Source organism: Bythopirellula polymerisocia, from assembly GCF_007860015.1.
GTDB classification, from domain to species: Bacteria; Planctomycetota; Planctomycetia; order Pirellulales; family Lacipirellulaceae; genus Bythopirellula; species Bythopirellula polymerisocia.
Genome location: NZ_SJPS01000004.1, coordinates 492,317 through 510,616, shown reverse-complemented (window position 1 = coordinate 510,616; position 18,300 = coordinate 492,317). Strand labels below are relative to the sequence as shown.

The following is an 18,300-nucleotide window of genomic DNA, read 5'->3' as shown; positions in this document are numbered from 1 at the left end:
TAACAAATCGCGCGGCCAAATACATGCGCAAAGTTACGAGAAACTGCAATCGGCCAGACGCATGGGCAACCGCTCGTTGGCCGCGACCATCAGGTCGACGAAGAAGGCGAAATCGCCGTCTTTGTGAAAGACCTCTTGCCGAACTAACTCCCGATTGAGGATAGGGTAGAAGCATCCCCCGCACGACACTCTGACAGTTCTTGGCATGGAAGCATTCCGGCAAGAGGTTCGGCGAAATTAAGGTAGAATGTCTCCTGGTATGTCCCTACCCTGTACGTTGTTCCCATAGCGACAAAGCACCATTCGGAGCGAAAAATCGGGGGTTGGACTAGAGTCAGCACCGGACGATGCGACCTTCCTAGCACTTCAAACGACACCGTTTACCCACTCGAAGCGAACCAATGTGAATTTAGAAATCGTGTGGCTGCGTGGCTCCGCATGCGTCGGTTCATCAGACCGCCAAATCCTCTGGGGTTTCACCTTTTTCCATTGGGCCGTGCGTGAAGAATGCCAACCCAAAAGTTAGTGGTCCAACCCTTCCAATAAACATCAATGCAATCACGATTAGTTTCGCAACAGGAGTTAAATCGGAGGTAATACCTCTTGAAAGCCCTACGGTACCAATAGCAGATGCTGCCTCGAAAAGTATGTCGCCAAAGCTGGATGCTTGCACGAGCATGAGCAGGGTACTTCCAGTCAAAAATATTACAAGGTAGAAGAAGGTTGCTGCAAATGCCGCATGAAGCCGGAAATCCGGGACTTCCGTTCCCCAAAATGTAATTCGGTCACGTCCCCGCAAAACGCTCCAGACAACGGCAAAAGCTGCTGATACAGATGTTGATTTCAAACCGCCACCTGTGCCTGAGGGAGAAGCTCCCACGACCATTAACACGATTACGATCAGCACCGAAGCCATATGAAGACTGCCAATCGAATGCGTATTGAATCCAACAGTTGTGAGTGCCGACATGGATTGAAAACCGGAAGTCATGAGTCGTTCCGGAAGAGGCAGCGATTGCATAGTGGGCTCGACCAGAAACAACAGGAGCCAGCCCAACATAATTGACCAGAAAGTCATGAGAACGATGATTTTGGTTGTCAGCGTCAAACGCGTTCGATATTGAGTCAGTGTGAGCCAGAAATCCGACGCCACTAGAAAGCCAATCGCTCCGAGTAGGCTGAGTACACTGATTATCATGTTGACCCAGACATTACCCTGAAATTGCTCAAGGCTGTCGGGGAAAACACTGAATCCAGCCGTGCAGAATGCGGATATGCTATGAAAAATTGATGGCCAAAGTGGCGACTCAATTCCAGCGGATCGAAACGCATAATAGAGCAAAGCGGCGCCTGCAACTTCTATCAAAACCGTGAACGTCACTACGTGGCGGATGAACAGCCGAAGGTCGAATCCACTCGGCAGTGAAAATGCGACCAAACCAACACTTGCCCTAACCTTTGGAAGATCTGATTTGCGAGATAAAATCACGAAAGACCCCAAAGTCATGTACCCGAGGCCACCAACCTGAACTGCCAGCAAGACTATCAACTCACCCAAAAACGAATACGCCTCCGGCGGATTGACGGTCGCCAAACCGGTCGTGCTTACAGCAGACGTAGCAATGAAAAGATTGTCGAGCGGAGATACGGGGGCGGCTGCCCAGGAGAAGGGTAGGCAAAGTAGCAACCAGGTGACGAGGAGGTAACTCGCGTATCCCAGCACTAACAGGCGCAATGGGTGCCAGTGAGAGATTGTTTCACCTATCGCGGTAATTTTACTTTTCATTCTGCCGAATCTACTTTCTTCGCGTTCCAACTCTTTATTCGACGCGCAAAACGTGGGTAAGCACTCTCGGAATTGTAGCAAATCAAGGTCACCGGCCAATGCGAAGATAAAGTTGTCCTACAGTTCTCTGCATCAGGTGATTGAAGATGGCGATCCGGATAAAAAGGGACATTCCACGCCTGTTCGGCTCATCGATTGAATGGACCGATTTTGCTGGGTTGGGCGGTTTGAGTCGAGCCATGATACTGGGCGATCGCCTGGGGGTTGGCTGCCCAGCGAAGAGGGTCGCGCAGTATCAAGCGAATCGTCACGCTCCGCACAGAGGCAGATACGTTGTTCCGTGTTTGTTGGGTTAGGAACGTTGACTCTGATCCAACGAACAAGAGTGTGGTAGAAGAACAGAGCACTGGCACCCAGAGTAGTAGTTAGGAGATGAAAACGGGGGATTGACAGTACCGACTCCGTACGGAATTCACCGCACCGTACTGCGAGATTATGGGTGAGGCTGCTTTCCAACTTTTGCACCTGGCGAAACGTGCCTGTCCTTTTCCTCCTTGTTGCGACCATTGGGAAAATGGCGCTCATTCGGTAGACTACTTTAACGTCTTCTCACACTTTGAATTATGGTGATCGTCCCAGATCAATTGGCGGATATAAGCAATGTCGTTTCGGCCCTTCTACTCGTTGCGTTTACTCATTCCGACAGTTTGCCTCTTTGTTTCGTTTTCGACTCTCAACAATATCTCAGCTACTGAGCGGCCGAACATCTTGTTTCTCTTTGCCGACGACTGGGGGAGACACGCGAGTAGCTATGCGAAGTTGGAGCAGGAGGGGGGGATCAGTGATGCTGTGAGTACGCCCCACATCGATCGCCTTGCTAGGGAAGGGGTGTTGTTTCGCCATGCGTTTGTGAATGCTCCCTCCTGCACTCCGTGTCGTAGTTCTTTGCTTTCGGGTCAGTATTTTTGGCGGACTGGGCGTGGTGCGATTTTGCTGGGTGCCAAATGGGATCCGGATATTCCGAGCTGGCCCCTATTGTTGAGAGATAATGGCTATCACATCGGCAAGAGTTGGAAGGTCTGGGGTCCTGGGGCACCTCGCGACGCGCCCTACGGCGAACAGAAATATGCCTTCGAAAAATCTGGCTCAAGAATCAATCAATTTTCGCAACATGTTACGAAGCTCGCAGCTTCTGGCAAATCAATCGAGGAATCGAAACAGGAACTATTGGAAGGAGTCCGTGCAGATTTCAGAGAATTCCTAGCCGATAACGACGGGAATCAGCCGTTCTGCTACTGGTTTGGTCCCACCAACGTTCATCGCAAGTGGGCTTGGGGATCAGGATGGGCATTGTGGGGCATTAACCCTGATGATCTCCAGGGAAAGCTGCCGCCGTTTCTTCCCGACGTTGCCGAAGTCCGAGAGGATCTGGCAGATTATCTGGGCGAGGTGCAAGCCTTTGACGCGGCCGTAGGAGTCCTCTTGGAAGAATTAAAAAACTCCGGCGAGTATGACAATACATTGATCGCTGCCAGCGGCGACCACGGTCCCCCCGGATTTCCGCACGGCAAATGCAATCTCTACGATTTTGGGACTCAAGTGTCTCTGGTGATCGCCGGTCCGGACGTGCAGGGGGATCGAGTTGTGGACGACTTCGTTGGTCTTCCGGATTTAGCCCCGACATTTCTGGAAGCAGCCGGGGTTACAATTCCCGCAGAGATGACCGCGCGCAGTCTCTGGCCGATACTTACATCGAAGCGAGAGGGACAAGTCGACCTGAAACGCGATGCGGTGTATGTGGGGCGCGAACGGCACGTTGACAGTGCTCGCGCTGGCTATTTGCCCTATCCGCAACGAGCCATTCGCACTGCGGATTATCTTTTTATCATCAACTTTCATCCGGAGCGTTATCCTTTGGGAGACCCCATAGGTCTCGAAGGGGACAATCCCCCCGCCAGGGAAGCAGTGCGGGAGAACACGCATGTCACACTTGCCGACGAGGATGCAGGACCGACCAAGGCCTGGCTCGTGGAACATCGCAACGACCCCCAATGGAAACGCTACTTCGATCATGCGTATGACAAGCGGCCTCGCGAGGAGTTATACGATCTCGAAAAGGATCCCTACCAGATGCACAATGTTGCGGCTGAGCCGGAGTACGCAGCAGCTTTGAGCAAACTCCGCAAGCGATTGCTTGCTGAGTTACGTGAGACGGGTGATCCGCGCCTGATCAACGACGGCGAGTATTTTGAAACACCGCCGCTGGCGGGGCCGGTGGCCGAGGAATCGACACCGCCCAAAGTGCGGTAGTATTTCGCACATGAAATTATAAGCATTGTCATGGCCAAATTTGCATTTTGAGAAAAACGCAGACGTTGAGCGCAACTATTCGAAAGTAATTTTTTGCAAACTCAATGCGGAGTGAGTTGAAAGCAGTCGGGCACGTCTCGGACCTCAGGTCAGAACTGTCCCGATCGCGCTGGTGCCTCTTGGAAAACCCGGATAGGGCTGTGAAATGGGACAGGTGCTAGCAGAATTGGCTCAACCCCAGGGATAATTGGTTCCCGCGGCGAGATCGCATTCACGGCACTGCTGGAAATCGGGCAAGCGGTGCCCTGCCAGACAGATTCTTCTCCGAAACTGGTATATTATGTGGGTTAAGAGGTCGCAAGCTCGGCGCTGGCTATATGGACCGTTGGTTTCTCGGAAACAAGATTAGGCAATCCTTTGGCGTCCATCTGGTCGAGTAAGCTCGACAATACACCTCAAGCTAGAGCGACATTGACCGTTTTTTTCATCGCCTGATAGAATCCCTCGGCATCCAGCCCGGGTGCCAGGGAAAACTCCATACGTCAAAAGGAACCTACTCGGATGTCTGACGTTCAAAATATGTCTTCTCGTCGCTGGGGCGCCATGCTGTGCGTCTCGCTTTTGGCGGTAGCGAATCTCGCCCACGCCCAGTTTGAGTTTCCCGACAGTTTTGGCGGCATAGGGAGCAGCTTAAGCGAAAGCAAGGATCCCGTATCTGTCTCTGCGGAGTTCGTGGCTTCCAAAGCAGACCAACCTGCGATTCTCTTTGTGACTGCCGAGATCGGCGAAGGGTTCCACGTCTATGCACTTGATCAGGGGGCCCTTCCTGATGGCGGTGGGGGTCCCCTCCCCGCGACGATCAATATTTCTGCACCTAAGGATGTTCGTCTCTTGGGAGAATGGAAACCGGTTGTCCCGCCCGAGACGCATATCGACGAGGAAATCTGGAAGGGCCTGCAAATCCGTGAACATGCGAAAACGGTGACATGGTTTGCACCAATCGAACTAGCCAAGGGTGTTGATCCTTCCACTCTCGAGATCGTCGGCAAGGTTGTTGGCCAGGCCTGTAATCCTCAAACGTGCGTACCTTTCAACGAAGACTTTCAAGCGAAAATTGGAGTGGGCGTAACCTTGCCCGCCGGAGTTCAGTTCACCGCAGCCGAGGGTACTGAAGTTACTATTCCCCAATCTTCACCGACGGTTCCGTCCACGGGCCAATCGACTGAGAAACTCTTTTCGCAACAACTCGGGACCGCGGCTCCATTGGTCGTGGAATCTACCACACAAGACTCTTTTCCCCACCTGTTGGTCCTAGCCTTTTTGGGAGGCTTAGTCCTCAATGTGATGCCGTGCGTCTTGCCCGTGATTGGGCTCAAGGTATTTGCCTTTATCGAACAAGCTGGCCAAAGTCGCTGGAAAATCTTTGCTCTGAATCTCTGGTACGCGATCGGTGTGATCAGCGTCTTCATGCTGTTGGCAGTCTTGTCGATCGTCTTTCGCCTGGGCTGGGGCCAGTTGTTCCAGTATCCCGAATTCAATATCGCCATGGCGGCGGTCATTTTTGCCATGGGACTCAGTTTCATGGGAATCTGGGAGATCCCCATCCCTGGATTTATCGGCACCAGCAAAGTGACCGAGATTGGACAGAAAGAAGGTTACGAAGGCGCATTCGCCAAGGGGACAATTACCACACTCCTGGCAACTCCCTGCACGGGCCCCTTCATGGGGACGGCTTTAGTCGGAGTGCTCAGCCGTAGTCCCTGGCAAATCATGACGATCTTTTTCACGATTGGATTGGGGATGGCTAGTCCCTACATTTTGATCGGCGCATTTCCCCAACTGATCCGGTTTCTCCCCAAACCGGGCGAATGGATGAACACATTCAAACAATTGATGGGGTTCGTCTTGATCGGAACTGTGGTTTATCTACTCACGCTTCTCAAGCCCCACTTTGTCGTGCCAACCGTGGCATTTCTCTTCGGAATCTGGCTAGTCTGTTGGTGGATTGGTCGGGTCCCTCTAACGGCCCCAAGTAGTCGGAGGTGGAACGCATTAGGAGAGGGAATTGCCTTCGGTACCATGATTGGCTTGGTATCGTTCTACTGGCTTGCACCGATTCTAGAGCAGCGCCAGATGCGTGACGCACATATCCTGGCCGATGCCAAATTTGAACAACTTCTCTCCGAGGGAACGGGCGAATACTCCGTTCGACAAGAACCCTGGCAACCCTACAGTGAGAAAAAACTGCAATGGTTACTGGAGCACGGGAAGACAGTCGTGATCGATTTCACGGCCGATTGGTGCCCAACTTGCAAATTCATGGAGAAGACCGTACTCAAGACCAAAGAAATGGAAGCGGTCTTCCGCGATAACGATATCTATACGTTAGTAGCCGACTGGACTCATCAGGACTCGTCTCCCGAGGTCAACCAAAAACTTCAGGATTTGGGCACCCAGCAAATTCCCCTGCTGGCCATTTACTCTGCACAGAATCCCACAAAACCCATTTTGATTCCAGGCACCTACACGATAGCTGGATTAACCGAGCAAATCCGCCGGGCAGGTCCTTCGCTCGGTGGAGAGACGAAGCAGGGCATGGCCAACGCTGCCCCTGGATTTGGAGCGGTACCCTCGTCTGGTGCGGGATTGCGATGAGATAAAGACTCCAATTATTGCTTTGATGGCAAGGATCTGAACCAACCAGAGAAGATTTTAAACGAGCACGTTTCTCCGCGTCTCGTTTCCTAAAGTTAGGCACTAAGCCCAGCGGCATTCGCCCGTGCCTTCGGTTATGCGGCCAATTAGCCAACTCTGCAGGCCGTGTGCAGCTAGTTGCTGTTGAACGCTCTCGGCGTAGTACTCGCTCACGACGACAGCCATGCCGATGCCCATGTTGAAGACGCGGAACATTTCATCTTCGTCCACGTCGCCGAGCCTTTGTAACCACTCGAAGACTGGCGGGATCGGCCAGCTATCTCGCACGATTTCGGCATCGACATGAGGTGAGAAAATCCTCGCTAAGTTCTCGTGCAGGCCGCCTCCGGTGATGTGGGCAATGCCGTGCACTACCGATTTCACTTTGTAGTGGTTAAGCACATCACGCAGCGCCCGCACGTAGAGAAGCGTTGGCTGAAGGAGTATGTCACCCACTGTCCCTCCACATCCCTCGGCCTCGTCGTTGACTTTTAACCCTGCGTGTTCAAATACGATTTTTCGCACCAGACTGTAACCATTGGAATGAACGCCAGAGGATTCGATTCCAATCACCACATCGCCTGGGGTCAGGGCGCTCCCGTCCAGCAATCGTGAACGCTCGACGATTCCCACACAGAATCCCGCCAGATCATAGTCTCCAGCTTGGTAGAGATCGGGCATGATGGCCGTCTCGCCTCCGACCAACGCCATATCGCTGGCCAGGCAGCCGCTGCTGATCCCACCAACGATGTCTTCGAGCAGTTGAGGGTCATCCTCAGCCATCGCAACGTAATCAAGGAAGAATAATGGCTCTGCACCGCAACAGAGGGCATCGTTTACGCACATGGCAACCAAATCGATTCCGACGGTATCGTGCCGACGAGCCAGCTGGGCCACCTTAAGCTTGGTGCCAACTCCGTCGGTACACGAAACCAGGACGGGGTCCTTATAGTTGCGGGAAAAAAGCCCTCCGGCGAAATCCAGCGTGAACAACCCCGCGAATCCATTTTTCCAGGGCAATACGCGCGGACAGTGCGTCCGCTTCATCAGCGCCGGCAATCGAGACATCGACTCTTGGTAGGTTTCGAGGTCGACTCCCGCATCACGGTAGGTTATTTTTGACATAGAATTTACAAGTTCTCTCGCGGCAAGAACGGGCAATTCTACGGTTGGCCAATAGCGAGTGTCAACGACCGTCACACTGTTAACGAGAGACTTTCCTAACCATGCGTGCCGTACCGATTATCCGCCCTTCGAGAGCCTCAGATTGCCCTTTTATGGGTGGCTGTGTAAGGGCTGTCCCGAGTGGCGAAGATGATCCAAGTGGTGTGTTCGAAAGTATTGCTCCGCACGCGTTAACTTGTGGGGCGGCAGCGATGGCATCAAACATAGCAAGCAACAAAGCTCTGCCGCTGGAGCTCCTCTATCCTCATGCGCCCAGGAGGTAAATGTCGAAGGACTATGGCATCGCCGTTCGCACACCAGACTGCGACGAGTCGATTGTATGTCGAGACGGGAATCTCATCACTTGCCATTGTCCACCACTGAGAGTTTTCAATTATGCTGAGTCTAGCGCCTCCTACGCTTCCTACCTTGAACGGCACCCGGTTTACTATGCCATCAATGCACAAACACATGCAGTTCCACTACCCGCTTCCCTATGGAGCTATCCTCCAGGAAGCAGGGGTCCAATTCGTCGTATACAGCCGCAGCGCGACGGCGATGCGCGTCCTGTTGTATCGCCGAATTTCCGATCGCGAGCCGTATCGAGTGGTCGAGCTGAATCCTGCTACCGACCGTTGGGGCGACATTTGGAGCGTATTTGTTCCCGGAATCAAAGCCGGACAGCTGTACCACTTCCAGGCGGATGGCCCATTCACTCCTGAAGAAGGACTCCGATTCGATCCTCACGCCCGGTTGATCGATCCCTATGCACGTGCGCTCGCGGGGGACTTCCAGACCTCAGCGGATGGTGTACTCCGGCCCCCCCGGTGTGTGGTCGTGGATGACCTGTTCGATTGGCAAGGTGATCGCCACTTGCGGATTCCGCTTTCTGAAACAGTAATCTACGAGATGCATGTCAAGGGATTTACAAAAGGGGCTGCCAGAGACGTGAAGAATGCCGGCACCTACCTAGGGGTAATCGAAAAAATACCGTATTTAAAATCTCTAGGCATCACGGCCGTGGAGCTGATGCCTGTGCATGAATTTCCCATTCTCGATCCCTTTGGCAACAAGCCAGAACGCCAAAACTACTGGGGATACGACTCGATGGCATTTTTCTCGCCTCACCGTGGCTACATGGCAGGGGACAAGCCAGGAGATCAGGTCCGCCAATTCAAGGAAATGGTTCAAGCGCTGCATTCCGCCGGTATTGAAGTAATCCTCGACGTGGTGTTCAACCACACCGCCGAAGGAAACCACATGGGCCCCACGTTGAATTTCAAGGGGCTGCAAAACAACGTCTATTACATGCTCAATGACGATGGTACTTACAAAAATTACTCCGGTTGCGGAAACACAATCAACGGGAATCATCCGATCTGCCGGGAAATGATTTTCCATTGTCTCCGCTACTGGGTCTACAACTATCACATCGATGGTTTCCGCTTTGATCTGGCATCGATTCTCAGCCGCGACCGCAATGGCGAACTCATGCCAAATACGCCGATTGTGGAGGCCATTGCCGAAGACCCCATGTTGGCTGATACCAAGATCATTGCCGAAGCCTGGGATGCGGCAGGTGCCTATCAGGTCGGTTCGTTTGCCAAAGGCCGCTGGGCAGAATGGAATGGCAGGTATCGAGACGACATTCGTCGCTTTTGGCGGGGCGACCCTACCATGACCGGTAGCATGGCCACACGATTGTCTGGATCAAGTGATCTGTACCAAAGCAGTGGCCGCGATCCCTACCACAGCATTAATTTCGTAACGTCGCATGATGGTTATTCGCTCAACGACCTGGTCAGCTATGAGCAAAAACACAATCAGGCTAACAAAGAAGACAACCGCGACGGCGACAATAATAATTACAGTTCGAATTACGGCGTGGAAGGTCCGACACGCCGTAAAGCGATTGTCGAGTTACGGATACGACAGGCCAAGAACATGATGGCTTCCCTGCTCCTCAGTCACGGAACCCCTATGATTGTCTCGGGGGATGAGGTGTTGCGGACCCAACGGGGTAACAACAATGCCTATTGCCAAGACAACGCTCTTAGCTGGTTTGACTGGAAACTCGTGGACCGCAATGCTGAGATGCTCCGCTTTTGCGAGGCCGTGATTGCTTTCCGCAAAGCGCAACCGACTGTACGTCGGGCGACCTTCCTCACTGGGAAGCCTCATCAACCCGGTGATCTTGCCGATGTGAGTTGGTACAACCCTGCTGGACACGTGATGGACTGGACCCATGCATCCCAAAGCATGATCTGTGTATTCAGCACGACAGGCCTAGAGACACCAATCGCCCGCAATGTAATGCTGCTACTCCACCCAGGCCCCTCGGATCAGAAGTTCCAAATCCCACTCGAGCTAAGTCGCTTACGATGGAAGTTGTTCTTCGACACGTCAGCCGCTTCTCCTCTAGACGTGTACCCCAAGGCCGATGGACCCCCATTGCCTGCCAACCGGAGCCTGCAATTGAGCCATCACACGACGATGTGTTACGTGGCCTGATTAGGTGGTCACGACTTTGAGAACTATTTCAGATCAACGCCCAGGGATTGCAATCCCTGGGCGTTGAGACGTTGTGGATTCCATAGGTCGGCCGCTTGGTTGCAGTATGTTAAAAGTGGTGGATCACAACCAACTTTTCGCATTTTGTTCCTAGGAAGAGGTTCGCTATAATCTGCAGTGGCGCCCACTTCATGGACAGAACTCCTGCCAGAAGAGCCAATCACAATGCCATTTTTCATAGTTGCAATAATTGACATGCGCTCGAACCTCGTTTTGGCGATTGGAATGGTGATCATGCGGTTCTTATCCAAGCCACTTGGCAATGCGCAAGAACAGAAACGCAATTGGCTTCCAATGGCGGCACTCATATCTGGGACTTCTGTTGCTCTCGCATGGGTGGCTGCAGACGTGTTCATATTCGACCCTGGATACTGGATTGTTCCCTCGGATGCTTTGGAAGATTTACCGGCGGTTCTCTTGATCGGTACATTTGTTGGTGTTGTAACAGCGATTGGACTTGCTATTTCAGCGAGTATCTCCAAGTAAGGGCTGCGAACAACATGTTTACAAAGCATGAGGACACACATAGCCGCTTCTCAGAAGGTCGCGTACAATTTTGTCCTATGATCCTCGAACGAACACACCAAAAGAATTCACTCGGTTCGTCCATTCTTCCAAAAGGAGATCGTTACGATCTGCCGCCTGGTCGTCGTCAGTTTGGGCTGGCGAGTCTCTTCGGCCTGTTGACCGCAGGGTCGCTGGTGGCAGCATTTTGCCGTTGGATGGGACTTGAGCCGGTATTGGTGCTCATCTTGGAAATCTACGTTGTCATTGCCTGGTGGAACATTGCGAAGCTCCGTGTGGAATCGACGGCGTTGCCTTCTGCCAATCAGAAAGGTTTGCGTGATGAAGTGCGGCGGTGGTTGAGAGGGCAAGAGCGGCGTTGATGGGAGCCCAAGAAGAACGCGCTCCTCTCGGCTTTCAGAGTCGGGGGGAAATCGTTAGGCTATACAATTGGCTTTGCCAAGATTCAATTGACCGATGTTCGCAGGAGAAAACTACGTGCCCAAGCAATCGATTTCGATTATTGGTATTGGTGACGATGGACTCGAGGCTGTTTCCAATGCGGTTCGACAGTTGATTCTCGGTGCCGACATTCTCGCCGGCAAGGAACGGACACTGGCGCTTGTGCCGGAGGCACCAGGCAAACGGCTGATTGTTGGATCCGATCTGGACGCGGTCGTCAACGAGATCGACGCCGCTGGAGATGCCAAGGTGGCCGTGCTAGTGAACGGAGATCCTCTTTTCTATGGCTTAGCTCGTTTTCTCTGCGAGCATCTCGGAAACGATCGCTGCGACATCATTCCCCATGTCAGCAGCATGCAACTGGCATTTGCCCGGGTCAAGGAGAATTGGGACGAGGCCTATCTCACCAACTTGGCGAACCATAAACTGGAAACGGTGATCGAAAAGATTCGGGGAGCGACGAAAGTCGGACTCTTCACCACTGATGAGATCAGCCCGGCGATGGTCGCCAAGAAATTGCTCGCGAGGAAGATTGATTATTTTACGGTCTATGTCTGTGAAAACTTGGGGGCCCGCAATGAGCGGGTCACTCGTGGCACGGTTGAGGAGATTGCCTCACAAGAGTTCCAGCTGCTCAACGTGATGGTTCTCGTGCGGGACGTGGATATTCCTGATCAACCACGCAAGTCGAAGATTCGCAGCAAGTTTGGGAATGCAGACGAAGAGTTTGTTCAATCGACCCCCAAGCATGGGTTGCTGACCCCGGCCGAAGTGCGTGCCGTGGCGCTAGCGCAAATGGCACTGCGATCCGAGAGCGTGGTGTGGGATGTGGGAGCGGGATCTGGATCAGTAAGTGTCGAAGCGGCCCAGCTTTCGCCAGGGGGACAGGTCTTTGCAATCGAACAGGACAAAGAAGACGAAGCCCTTATCCGAGAAAATGCCGACCGTTTTGGGGTATCGAATGTGACCCCCGTGCTGGGGACTGCCCCGGAAGTGTGGGGCGATCTTCCGAACCCTGATGCTGTGTTTATCGAAGGGAGTGGGAAAGAAATCGCGCGGCTAGCCGAGTTGGCATTCGACCGATTGAATCCCGGCGGACGACTTGTAGCAGTCGTAGTTAGTGTTCAAGGCCTTGACGAGGTGAATAAGGCCCTGACACAGAAAACTTCGCAAGTTCAGGTGTGGATGTTCAATATCGCCCGTGGAAAGCCGCAATTGGAACGGATACGGTTCGATGCGCTGAATCCGACATTCTTGGTGGCGGCAGTGAAGGGGTAACCCAACCGGCGCGTCGCGTCGCGGCCAGGGAGAGGTTGCGATGTGGGAAGAGTTAGGCAAGCGCGGGTTCGAGCCTTGGCGCGACGCAGGATTCGTAGAACTGCTCCAGGTCGGCTTCGGGGCCCATTACGACAACCGCATCTCCATCACAGAAGACTTCGTCATCCTCGGGATTAAAGAGTGACTCTCCCGTGGCCCTGCGTAGGGCGACGATCATTGCCTGGAACTTTGCTTCGGCAACTCCGATGGTTTGTCCAACGAAAGGACTCTCGGCGGTGAATCGGAACTCATCGAGTTCGGCATTTAGTCCCGAGTGATGGTCGCTGAATTGGAACGACTCGGCAGTAGTCGGGTTGACGATCTTTTCGGCCATGCGCTCGGCTCCAATTACGGCCGGTAGGATAACTTCATTTGCCCCTGCTTGGAGAAGTTTCTTCTCAGTTTGTGGATGTTCGCCCCGGGCGAGAATATGAATGAGGGGATTCATGTTGCGTGCTGTGAGGGTCAGGAACACACTCTCGGCATCACTGCTAACGGAGATCACGATCGTTCTTGCCCGAACGATTCCTGCGGAGAGAAGCACATCTTCTTCGGTCGCTAAACCCTCGATTGTGAGATACTTGTGTGATTTTGCTTCAACAAGGCATTCCGCACTGGGATCAACGATCACGAACGGGACGTTGTGCCGAGCCAGCCGATGGCTCAGGTTTTGCCCGACTCGACCAAAGCCGCAGATGATAACATGATTTTCCAACTTCTCGATTCGCTTGATCATCCGATTGGCTCCCAAGGCGCGGTCGATTTGTCCTTCGACGATCGCCTGAATGAACATTGCAAGGGTGTAAGCCATCGACACCATGCCGACGACGATAACAATAATGGAATGAAATTGCCTGGCGGCCCCAAGATCCGGTTCGGGAGTCTGCGAGTAGCCAACTCCGGCCACAGTGATAACGGTCCAATAGATGGACTCTAGCAATGGCTTATTGAACCACAGATGATACGAGACAATCGAGCCAATGCAGACCATGCCAAGAATCAGGGCACCGCGTCTTGCTCGATTGAGGGCTGGATTCATCAGGTATGGTAGTCAGCGTTAAGACGAACGTACTCCGCAGTGAGATCGGTGGTCCAAAATCGGGCCGAAGCTGTCCCTCCATCCATTAAGAGCACAATGAGTGTATTGCGTTGGGACCGCATTGACTCAGATACCACCGCTTCGTCGAACTTCACCGGTTGTCCTTGGTCGTACAGCAACATGCCGTTGACCAGGAGGCTCACCTTGGCAGGATCAAACTCTATACCAGCGTAGCCCGCGGCTGAGACAATGCGTCCCCAGTTGGGATCATTCCCAGCAATTGCGGTTTTTACTAGGGGACTGTCGGCAACGGTTTTGGCGATTTTGACGGCATCGCTACGCGAACGGCAGCCGTGGATCTCGACAGTTATCAAATGGGATGCCCCTTCGCCATCGGCAGGGATGGATTGGGCTAGGTCTTCGCACACCTCGACCAAAGTGGCTTGGAATTTGGCCAAAGCTTGGCCAGTAAGTTGAGGTCCACCTGCAGCACCGTTGGCCAGCAAGAGCACCGTATCGTTGGTACTCGTATGACCATCGACGCTAATGCAATTAAACGATTCGTCGGCTGCGTCCTTGAGGCCGGCATCGGCATCTTCAGGTCCGATATTTGCGTCGGTCAGAATCAGGGCGAGCATCGTCGCTAGATTTGGTCCGATCATGGCGGCCCCTTTGGCAATTCCCGTTATGCAAATCGGCACACCGTCGATCTCGAATTGACGCGTTTTGACTTTGTGCACGGTATCGGTCGTCAAAATTCCGCGGGCCGCTTCGACGAGCGACTGCTCATCGGTGTCGAGTATCTTGAAAGCCTCATCGATGCCCGCTGAAATTTTGTCCATGGGAAGCATTTCGCCAATGACTCCGGTCGACATGACCAGAACTTCTTCAGCATCAATGCCGCAGGTTTGAGCCGTCTTGGCAGCCATGAAGAGGGCGTCCCTGTCTCCCTGTTCTCCAGTGCAAGCATTGGCAACGCCGGAATTCGCCACGACCGCCCGAATCGCTTTCGATGGGGTTCGAGACTTACACAATTTGACGGGAGCAGCGACGACCAGATTTTGCGTATAAACACCAACAGCAATCGCGGGAGAGTCCGTGACAAAGAGCGAAAGGTCCTTCTTTGTAGGGTTTCGCTTGACACCGGTATAGACGCCAGCCGCCCGATAACCTTTAGGTAGTCTCTCTGCCATAGTGCTTACCGCCGAATATTCTTACTGTGCATTTATTCTGTTTGGAATTGCTGTCCATCTAGGACCTATAGCAACCCCATTGTTTCCGGAAAGTCGTAAATCACATTAAAATTTTGTACTGCCGCCCCGGAGGCCCCTTTGATCAAATTGTCGATCACACTGACGATCACGGCTTTGGAGCCGACGACTCGGGCAGTCACATCGCAAAAATTGGTATGGGCTACGTCTTTCGTACCCGGAAGGTGATCGACGACGCGTACGAAAGGTTCATCCTGATAGAATCCTTGCAGCGTCTCAAGTAATTGCTCGCCAGTGGTGCCGGCCTTCACGTCGGCATATGCTGTGATCAGCTCCCCACGATCCATCGGGATCAAATGCGGAGTGAATATCACGTTGGTTTCAACATTCGCCCAAGTACTCAGGATCTGGTCGATCTCTGGCGTATGGCGATGCTTGCCAATGTTGTAGGGAGTGAGGTTCTCATTGCACTCGGGGAAATGGAGATTTGGTTTGGGAGAACGACCTGCACCGGTAATGCCGCTCTTGGCGTCAATAACGATCCCTTGCGGATCGATCACTCTAGCCTTGAGTAACGGAGCCAATCCCAGAATCGCAGCCGTCGGATAGCAGCCAGGGTTTGCCACCAACTGCGCACCGCGAATTTGTTCCCGATACAATTCCGGAAGACCGTAAACGGTTTTCCCCATGCGTTCCGGATCGGGGTGTTCCACTTGATACCAGGCCTGATAGACCTGAGGATCGTTGAGCCGGTAGTCGGCACTGAAGTCGATCACCCGGCATTCGTTGTCCAATAAATCGCTGATAACTTCCGCGCTGGCACCATGGGGCAGACAGCCGAAAACACAATCAGCCCGCTGGGCCACTTCAGCTGGAGTAAGATTCTCTAGACGCAGATCCAATCGGCTGCGTAAGGCAGGATGCACCTCAGCCAGATGCGGCCCGTCTTCTTGCCTTGTGCCCAGCGCAGTGACCTCTACTTCGGGATGCCGGAGCAACAACTCCAACAATTCCCGGGCGGTATAGCCGGTCGCACCAAGGATAGCCACTCGGATCATGAAATTGGCGTAGTTTGTGGTATTTGGGCAGGGCCTCGCTTACCTTGGCCACTGCCTTAAGAGTATACAAACGACAGAAGCAGCCCGCCATGGGTTCGGCTGCAAAGACAGGAGAACTGCAAACCAACTTTTACTCTTTGACTGAATGACCATTGGTCCAATGACCAATTTGGTGGATTCTCGGACTCTTGTTGGTCATTCTCAAAAAGGTTTAATGACCTAGCAATTCACCTGATACCAAGGTGCCGACAAAAGAGAAGTTGGCGTAATGCAATGACCCCTGCGGGGCTCGAACCCGCGTTGCCGGCGTGAAAGGCCGGTGTCCTAACCACTAGACGAAGGGGCCGGTGTCAATGACATATCACCCAATAAGGAAGGGCAATGTAACGGCTGTCTTGCTCCAAAGAGCTAGCGCTAGAGCACTATAGAGTTAAGGGAATCAACAGCGGACGTCAAGTGGGCGAGTAATCCTTATGCGCCTATCTCTGGTTCCAAAGTGTTCCGCGTCATATTCGAGCAGGCAGGTTCCCAGAGAATCCAGGACAAAATCGCAAGAAAGATTCGCGCCTGCAAGAATCAAGGAAAGAAAATTACTCGGCTGAATTGAAGGTGTCGCGTTCGACTGAACCTTCATCCACGACGGGCATGTTGCGGCGAATTGCCTCATAGACTTCGTTACGATGGACAGGTACTTCCTTAGGGGCTTCGACACCCAAGCGGACTTTGTCGCCACGAATCTCCACGACGACAATGGTGATATCGTCGTTGATTACGATGCTCTCATTCTTTTTTCGCGATAAAACCAGCATGGGTCGATTCCTTCGTAACAGGAGCCCTCATCTCACCTGCACAATCGGTGCGGCTCCTAAATTGTTGTTTGCAGTTATCCGCGGACAAATGTGAACCGGACATAAATCTGCAAAACGGCGGAACTTCAACAGAAGTCTCCTTATCCACTCTACGTGGTGATTGACAGTAGTCAAGCAAACGGCTAGCGAGTTCGACTGGCTTTTCTGCCAGTTTGATCAAATTTGGCACAGAAAATGGGCTCCCCTCCTTTGGAGGAATGCCCACCAATTGAGGACGACGCTTTTGAGGCGGGCAAGGACAATCCGTAACCCCTTGCTTTCAAAGGGTTTGCGTGTTTATTTTGAAATTCAGCCATAACAGCCAATTGTCCGAAACCCATTGATAGCTGCTTTTAGCTAGTTTGGAGGCAATATAAGAAATCGTGAAGTTATTTTGGGATTTTCGTCCTGGATATCACCCCAATTCTGATGGACTCAGGCCGTGGAAAGGAAAGCTTTCCTGCCCAAGGACTTGAGCAGAGTCCGATTGACCTGACAAATCGCACCTCAGACTTTCTGACTATTGGTAGTCCAACTATCTGAGGGTTGGGTCATGCGACACCGTTTCGAGGTTGGGCCCAATCGCTCCTGGGAGGTTCTGTAACTATAAAAGTTTTTGCTGCTCTGCTCCGCATATTTCAAGTGGGTAAGCGGTTGCGACCTTTTGAAGTCGCTCTATAATCCATGCTTCGAGCAATTCGGTTTGCCAATTGCTCTTTTCGAGAAGACAGTAGTTTGTTTTGAACGGAGAGGATCAGGTAAACAAGATATGATCCAAGGACTCAAACGGGTCTGGCCATGGTTGGGAAATGTTTTTGAAGCTGTGTTTACTGTTGCGCACGGGTTGTGGGTAACTTTACGGACTGGGTTCAAGACGTATCGCCCAGACCGTAAGACTTTTACCGAACATTTTGAGTATCCCGAATTGCCCGTGCCAGTGGCGGCGCGCTATCGCGGTTTTCATCGCTTTGATCTGACTACTTGCATTTCTTGTGACCAGTGTGCCAAAGCTTGTCCTGTAGACTGCATTTACATCGGCAAAGAACGCGTCGAGGGTAGCAAGGGATTTAAGATAACTGGCTACGCAATTGACTACACAAAATGTATGTTTTGTGCATTGTGCGTCGAACCCTGCCCCGTGGATTGTATTTTCATGGGAGGCACCCACGACTTAAGTTGCTATAGCCGTGATGGATGTGTTGTCGATTTTTCCCGTCTGCCACTCGACGTGGCGTGGGGCAGAGCCACGCTCAATCCGACTGCTGTGGCTCAATCAAAAGTGATCACGGAACCCGTGCATGGCGGGCCGAATCAGTAGTTCCCGCGACGCATGGAG

The 18,300-nt window shown here is 52.7% G+C and carries 15 protein-coding genes and 1 tRNA gene; 7 read left to right on the top strand and 9 right to left on the bottom strand.

Going from position 1 to position 18,300, the window contains the following annotated elements; translation table 11 throughout:
• Positions 1 to 33: 33 nt before the first annotated feature.
• On the bottom strand, positions 34 to 207 hold the full coding sequence (locus Pla144_RS24650; protein WP_197530707.1) for a hypothetical protein: 174 nt from the start codon (positions 205 to 207) through the stop codon (positions 34 to 36).
• A 244-nt stretch (positions 208 to 451) separates the two neighbouring features.
• Positions 452 to 1,786 carry a TrkH family potassium uptake protein gene (locus tag Pla144_RS14880; RefSeq protein WP_146451467.1) on the bottom strand — a complete coding sequence of 445 codons (1,335 nt, stop codon included), beginning with the start codon at positions 1,784 to 1,786 and terminating at the stop codon, positions 452 to 454.
• Positions 1,787 to 2,446: 660 nt separating this feature from the next.
• Here Pla144_RS14880 and Pla144_RS14875 point away from each other — a divergent pair.
• Both Pla144_RS14875 and Pla144_RS14870 read left to right on the top strand, forming a co-directional pair.
• Positions 2,447 to 4,096 (top strand): sulfatase family protein, encoded by a 1,650-nt coding sequence (locus Pla144_RS14875; protein ID WP_146451466.1) that lies wholly within the window; start codon positions 2,447 to 2,449, stop codon positions 4,094 to 4,096.
• 561 nt (positions 4,097 to 4,657) lie between these two features.
• The gene (locus Pla144_RS14870; protein ID WP_146451465.1) at positions 4,658 to 6,751 is read left to right on the top strand and encodes a protein-disulfide reductase DsbD family protein; all 2,094 of its coding nucleotides are present in this window, start codon (positions 4,658 to 4,660) and stop codon (positions 6,749 to 6,751) included.
• 102 nt (positions 6,752 to 6,853) lie between these two features.
• On the opposite strand, the gene purM is transcribed toward Pla144_RS14870, so the two are convergent.
• Positions 6,854 to 7,915, bottom strand: coding sequence for a phosphoribosylformylglycinamidine cyclo-ligase (purM, locus tag Pla144_RS14865; protein ID WP_146451464.1), 1,062 nt, complete (start codon positions 7,913 to 7,915; stop codon positions 6,854 to 6,856).
• Between the two features lie 489 nt (positions 7,916 to 8,404).
• Here purM and glgX point away from each other — a divergent pair, with 489 nt between their 5' ends.
• On the top strand, positions 8,405 to 10,465 hold the full coding sequence (glgX, locus tag Pla144_RS14860) for a glycogen debranching protein GlgX (protein WP_231936398.1): 2,061 nt from the start codon (positions 8,405 to 8,407) through the stop codon (positions 10,463 to 10,465).
• 23 nt (positions 10,466 to 10,488) lie between these two features.
• On the opposite strand, the gene Pla144_RS14855 is transcribed toward glgX, so the two are convergent.
• Positions 10,489 to 10,761: a hypothetical protein gene (locus tag Pla144_RS14855; RefSeq protein WP_146451462.1), complete on the bottom strand. Its 273-nt coding sequence runs from the start codon at positions 10,759 to 10,761 to the stop codon at positions 10,489 to 10,491.
• On the opposite strand from Pla144_RS14855, the gene Pla144_RS14850 reads away from it, so the two are divergent.
• The 3 genes from Pla144_RS14850 (at position 10,760) to cbiE (ending at position 12,769) form a co-directional block, all read left to right on the top strand.
• Entirely contained in the window at positions 10,760 to 11,011 is a 252-nt protein-coding gene (locus Pla144_RS14850; protein ID WP_146451461.1) for a hypothetical protein, read from the top strand. The genes Pla144_RS14855 and Pla144_RS14850 overlap by 2 nt on opposite strands.
• Before the next feature lie 77 nt (positions 11,012 to 11,088).
• On the top strand, positions 11,089 to 11,412 hold the full coding sequence (locus Pla144_RS14845) for a hypothetical protein (RefSeq protein ID WP_146451460.1): 324 nt from the start codon (positions 11,089 to 11,091) through the stop codon (positions 11,410 to 11,412).
• 115 nt (positions 11,413 to 11,527) lie between these two features.
• Complete coding sequence (gene cbiE, locus Pla144_RS14840; protein ID WP_231936376.1) at positions 11,528 to 12,769, top strand: precorrin-6y C5,15-methyltransferase (decarboxylating) subunit CbiE; 1,242 nt, start codon at positions 11,528 to 11,530, stop codon at positions 12,767 to 12,769.
• Positions 12,770 to 12,821: 52 nt separating this feature from the next.
• On the opposite strand, the gene Pla144_RS14835 is transcribed toward cbiE, so the two are convergent.
• From Pla144_RS14835 to csrA, 5 genes are all read right to left on the bottom strand, one after another.
• The gene (locus Pla144_RS14835) at positions 12,822 to 13,847 is read right to left on the bottom strand and encodes a potassium channel family protein (RefSeq protein WP_146451458.1); all 1,026 of its coding nucleotides are present in this window, start codon (positions 13,845 to 13,847) and stop codon (positions 12,822 to 12,824) included.
• Complete coding sequence (gene argJ, locus Pla144_RS14830) at positions 13,847 to 15,040, bottom strand: bifunctional glutamate N-acetyltransferase/amino-acid acetyltransferase ArgJ (RefSeq protein ID WP_146451457.1); 1,194 nt, start codon at positions 15,038 to 15,040, stop codon at positions 13,847 to 13,849. The genes Pla144_RS14835 and argJ overlap by 1 nt, the downstream gene beginning before the upstream one ends.
• Positions 15,041 to 15,105: 65 nt before the next feature.
• Positions 15,106 to 16,116: an N-acetyl-gamma-glutamyl-phosphate reductase gene (gene argC, locus Pla144_RS14825; protein ID WP_146451456.1), complete on the bottom strand. Its 1,011-nt coding sequence runs from the start codon at positions 16,114 to 16,116 to the stop codon at positions 15,106 to 15,108.
• 274 nt (positions 16,117 to 16,390) lie between these two features.
• Positions 16,391 to 16,462, bottom strand: a tRNA-Glu gene (locus Pla144_RS14820).
• A gap of 244 nt (positions 16,463 to 16,706) precedes the next feature.
• Positions 16,707 to 16,925, bottom strand: a complete 219-nt coding sequence (gene csrA / locus Pla144_RS14815) for a carbon storage regulator CsrA (RefSeq protein ID WP_146451455.1) — start codon at positions 16,923 to 16,925, stop codon at positions 16,707 to 16,709.
• Positions 16,926 to 17,733: 808 nt separating this feature from the next.
• On the opposite strand from csrA, the gene Pla144_RS14810 reads away from it, so the two are divergent.
• Positions 17,734 to 18,282 (top strand): NuoI/complex I 23 kDa subunit family protein, encoded by a 549-nt coding sequence (locus tag Pla144_RS14810; RefSeq protein WP_146451454.1) that lies wholly within the window; start codon positions 17,734 to 17,736, stop codon positions 18,280 to 18,282.
• Positions 18,283 to 18,300: the final 18 nt, after the last annotated feature.

Coding starts and splice junctions, on each gene's coding strand:
- Pla144_RS24650 (WP_197530707.1), bottom strand. CDS start 207: ATGCCAAGAACTGTCAGAGTGTCGTGCGGGGGATGCTTCTACCCTATC.
- Pla144_RS14880 (WP_146451467.1), bottom strand. CDS start 1,786: ATGAAAAGTAAAATTACCGCGATAGGTGAAACAATCTCTCACTGGCAC.
- Pla144_RS14875 (WP_146451466.1), top strand. CDS start 2,447: ATGTCGTTTCGGCCCTTCTACTCGTTGCGTTTACTCATTCCGACAGTT.
- Pla144_RS14870 (WP_146451465.1), top strand. CDS start 4,658: ATGTCTGACGTTCAAAATATGTCTTCTCGTCGCTGGGGCGCCATGCTG.
- purM (WP_146451464.1), bottom strand. CDS start 7,915: ATGTCAAAAATAACCTACCGTGATGCGGGAGTCGACCTCGAAACCTAC.
- glgX (WP_231936398.1), top strand. CDS start 8,405: ATGCCATCAATGCACAAACACATGCAGTTCCACTACCCGCTTCCCTAT.
- Pla144_RS14850 (WP_146451461.1), top strand. CDS start 10,760: ATGCGGTTCTTATCCAAGCCACTTGGCAATGCGCAAGAACAGAAACGC.
- Pla144_RS14855 (WP_146451462.1), bottom strand. CDS start 10,761: ATGATCACCATTCCAATCGCCAAAACGAGGTTCGAGCGCATGTCAATT.
- Pla144_RS14845 (WP_146451460.1), top strand. CDS start 11,089: ATGATCCTCGAACGAACACACCAAAAGAATTCACTCGGTTCGTCCATT.
- Pla144_RS14835 (WP_146451458.1), bottom strand. CDS start 13,847: ATGAATCCAGCCCTCAATCGAGCAAGACGCGGTGCCCTGATTCTTGGC.
- argJ (WP_146451457.1), bottom strand. CDS start 15,040: ATGGCAGAGAGACTACCTAAAGGTTATCGGGCGGCTGGCGTCTATACC.
- argC (WP_146451456.1), bottom strand. CDS start 16,116: ATGATCCGAGTGGCTATCCTTGGTGCGACCGGCTATACCGCCCGGGAA.
- csrA (WP_146451455.1), bottom strand. CDS start 16,925: ATGCTGGTTTTATCGCGAAAAAAGAATGAGAGCATCGTAATCAACGAC.
- Pla144_RS14810 (WP_146451454.1), top strand. CDS start 17,734: ATGATCCAAGGACTCAAACGGGTCTGGCCATGGTTGGGAAATGTTTTT.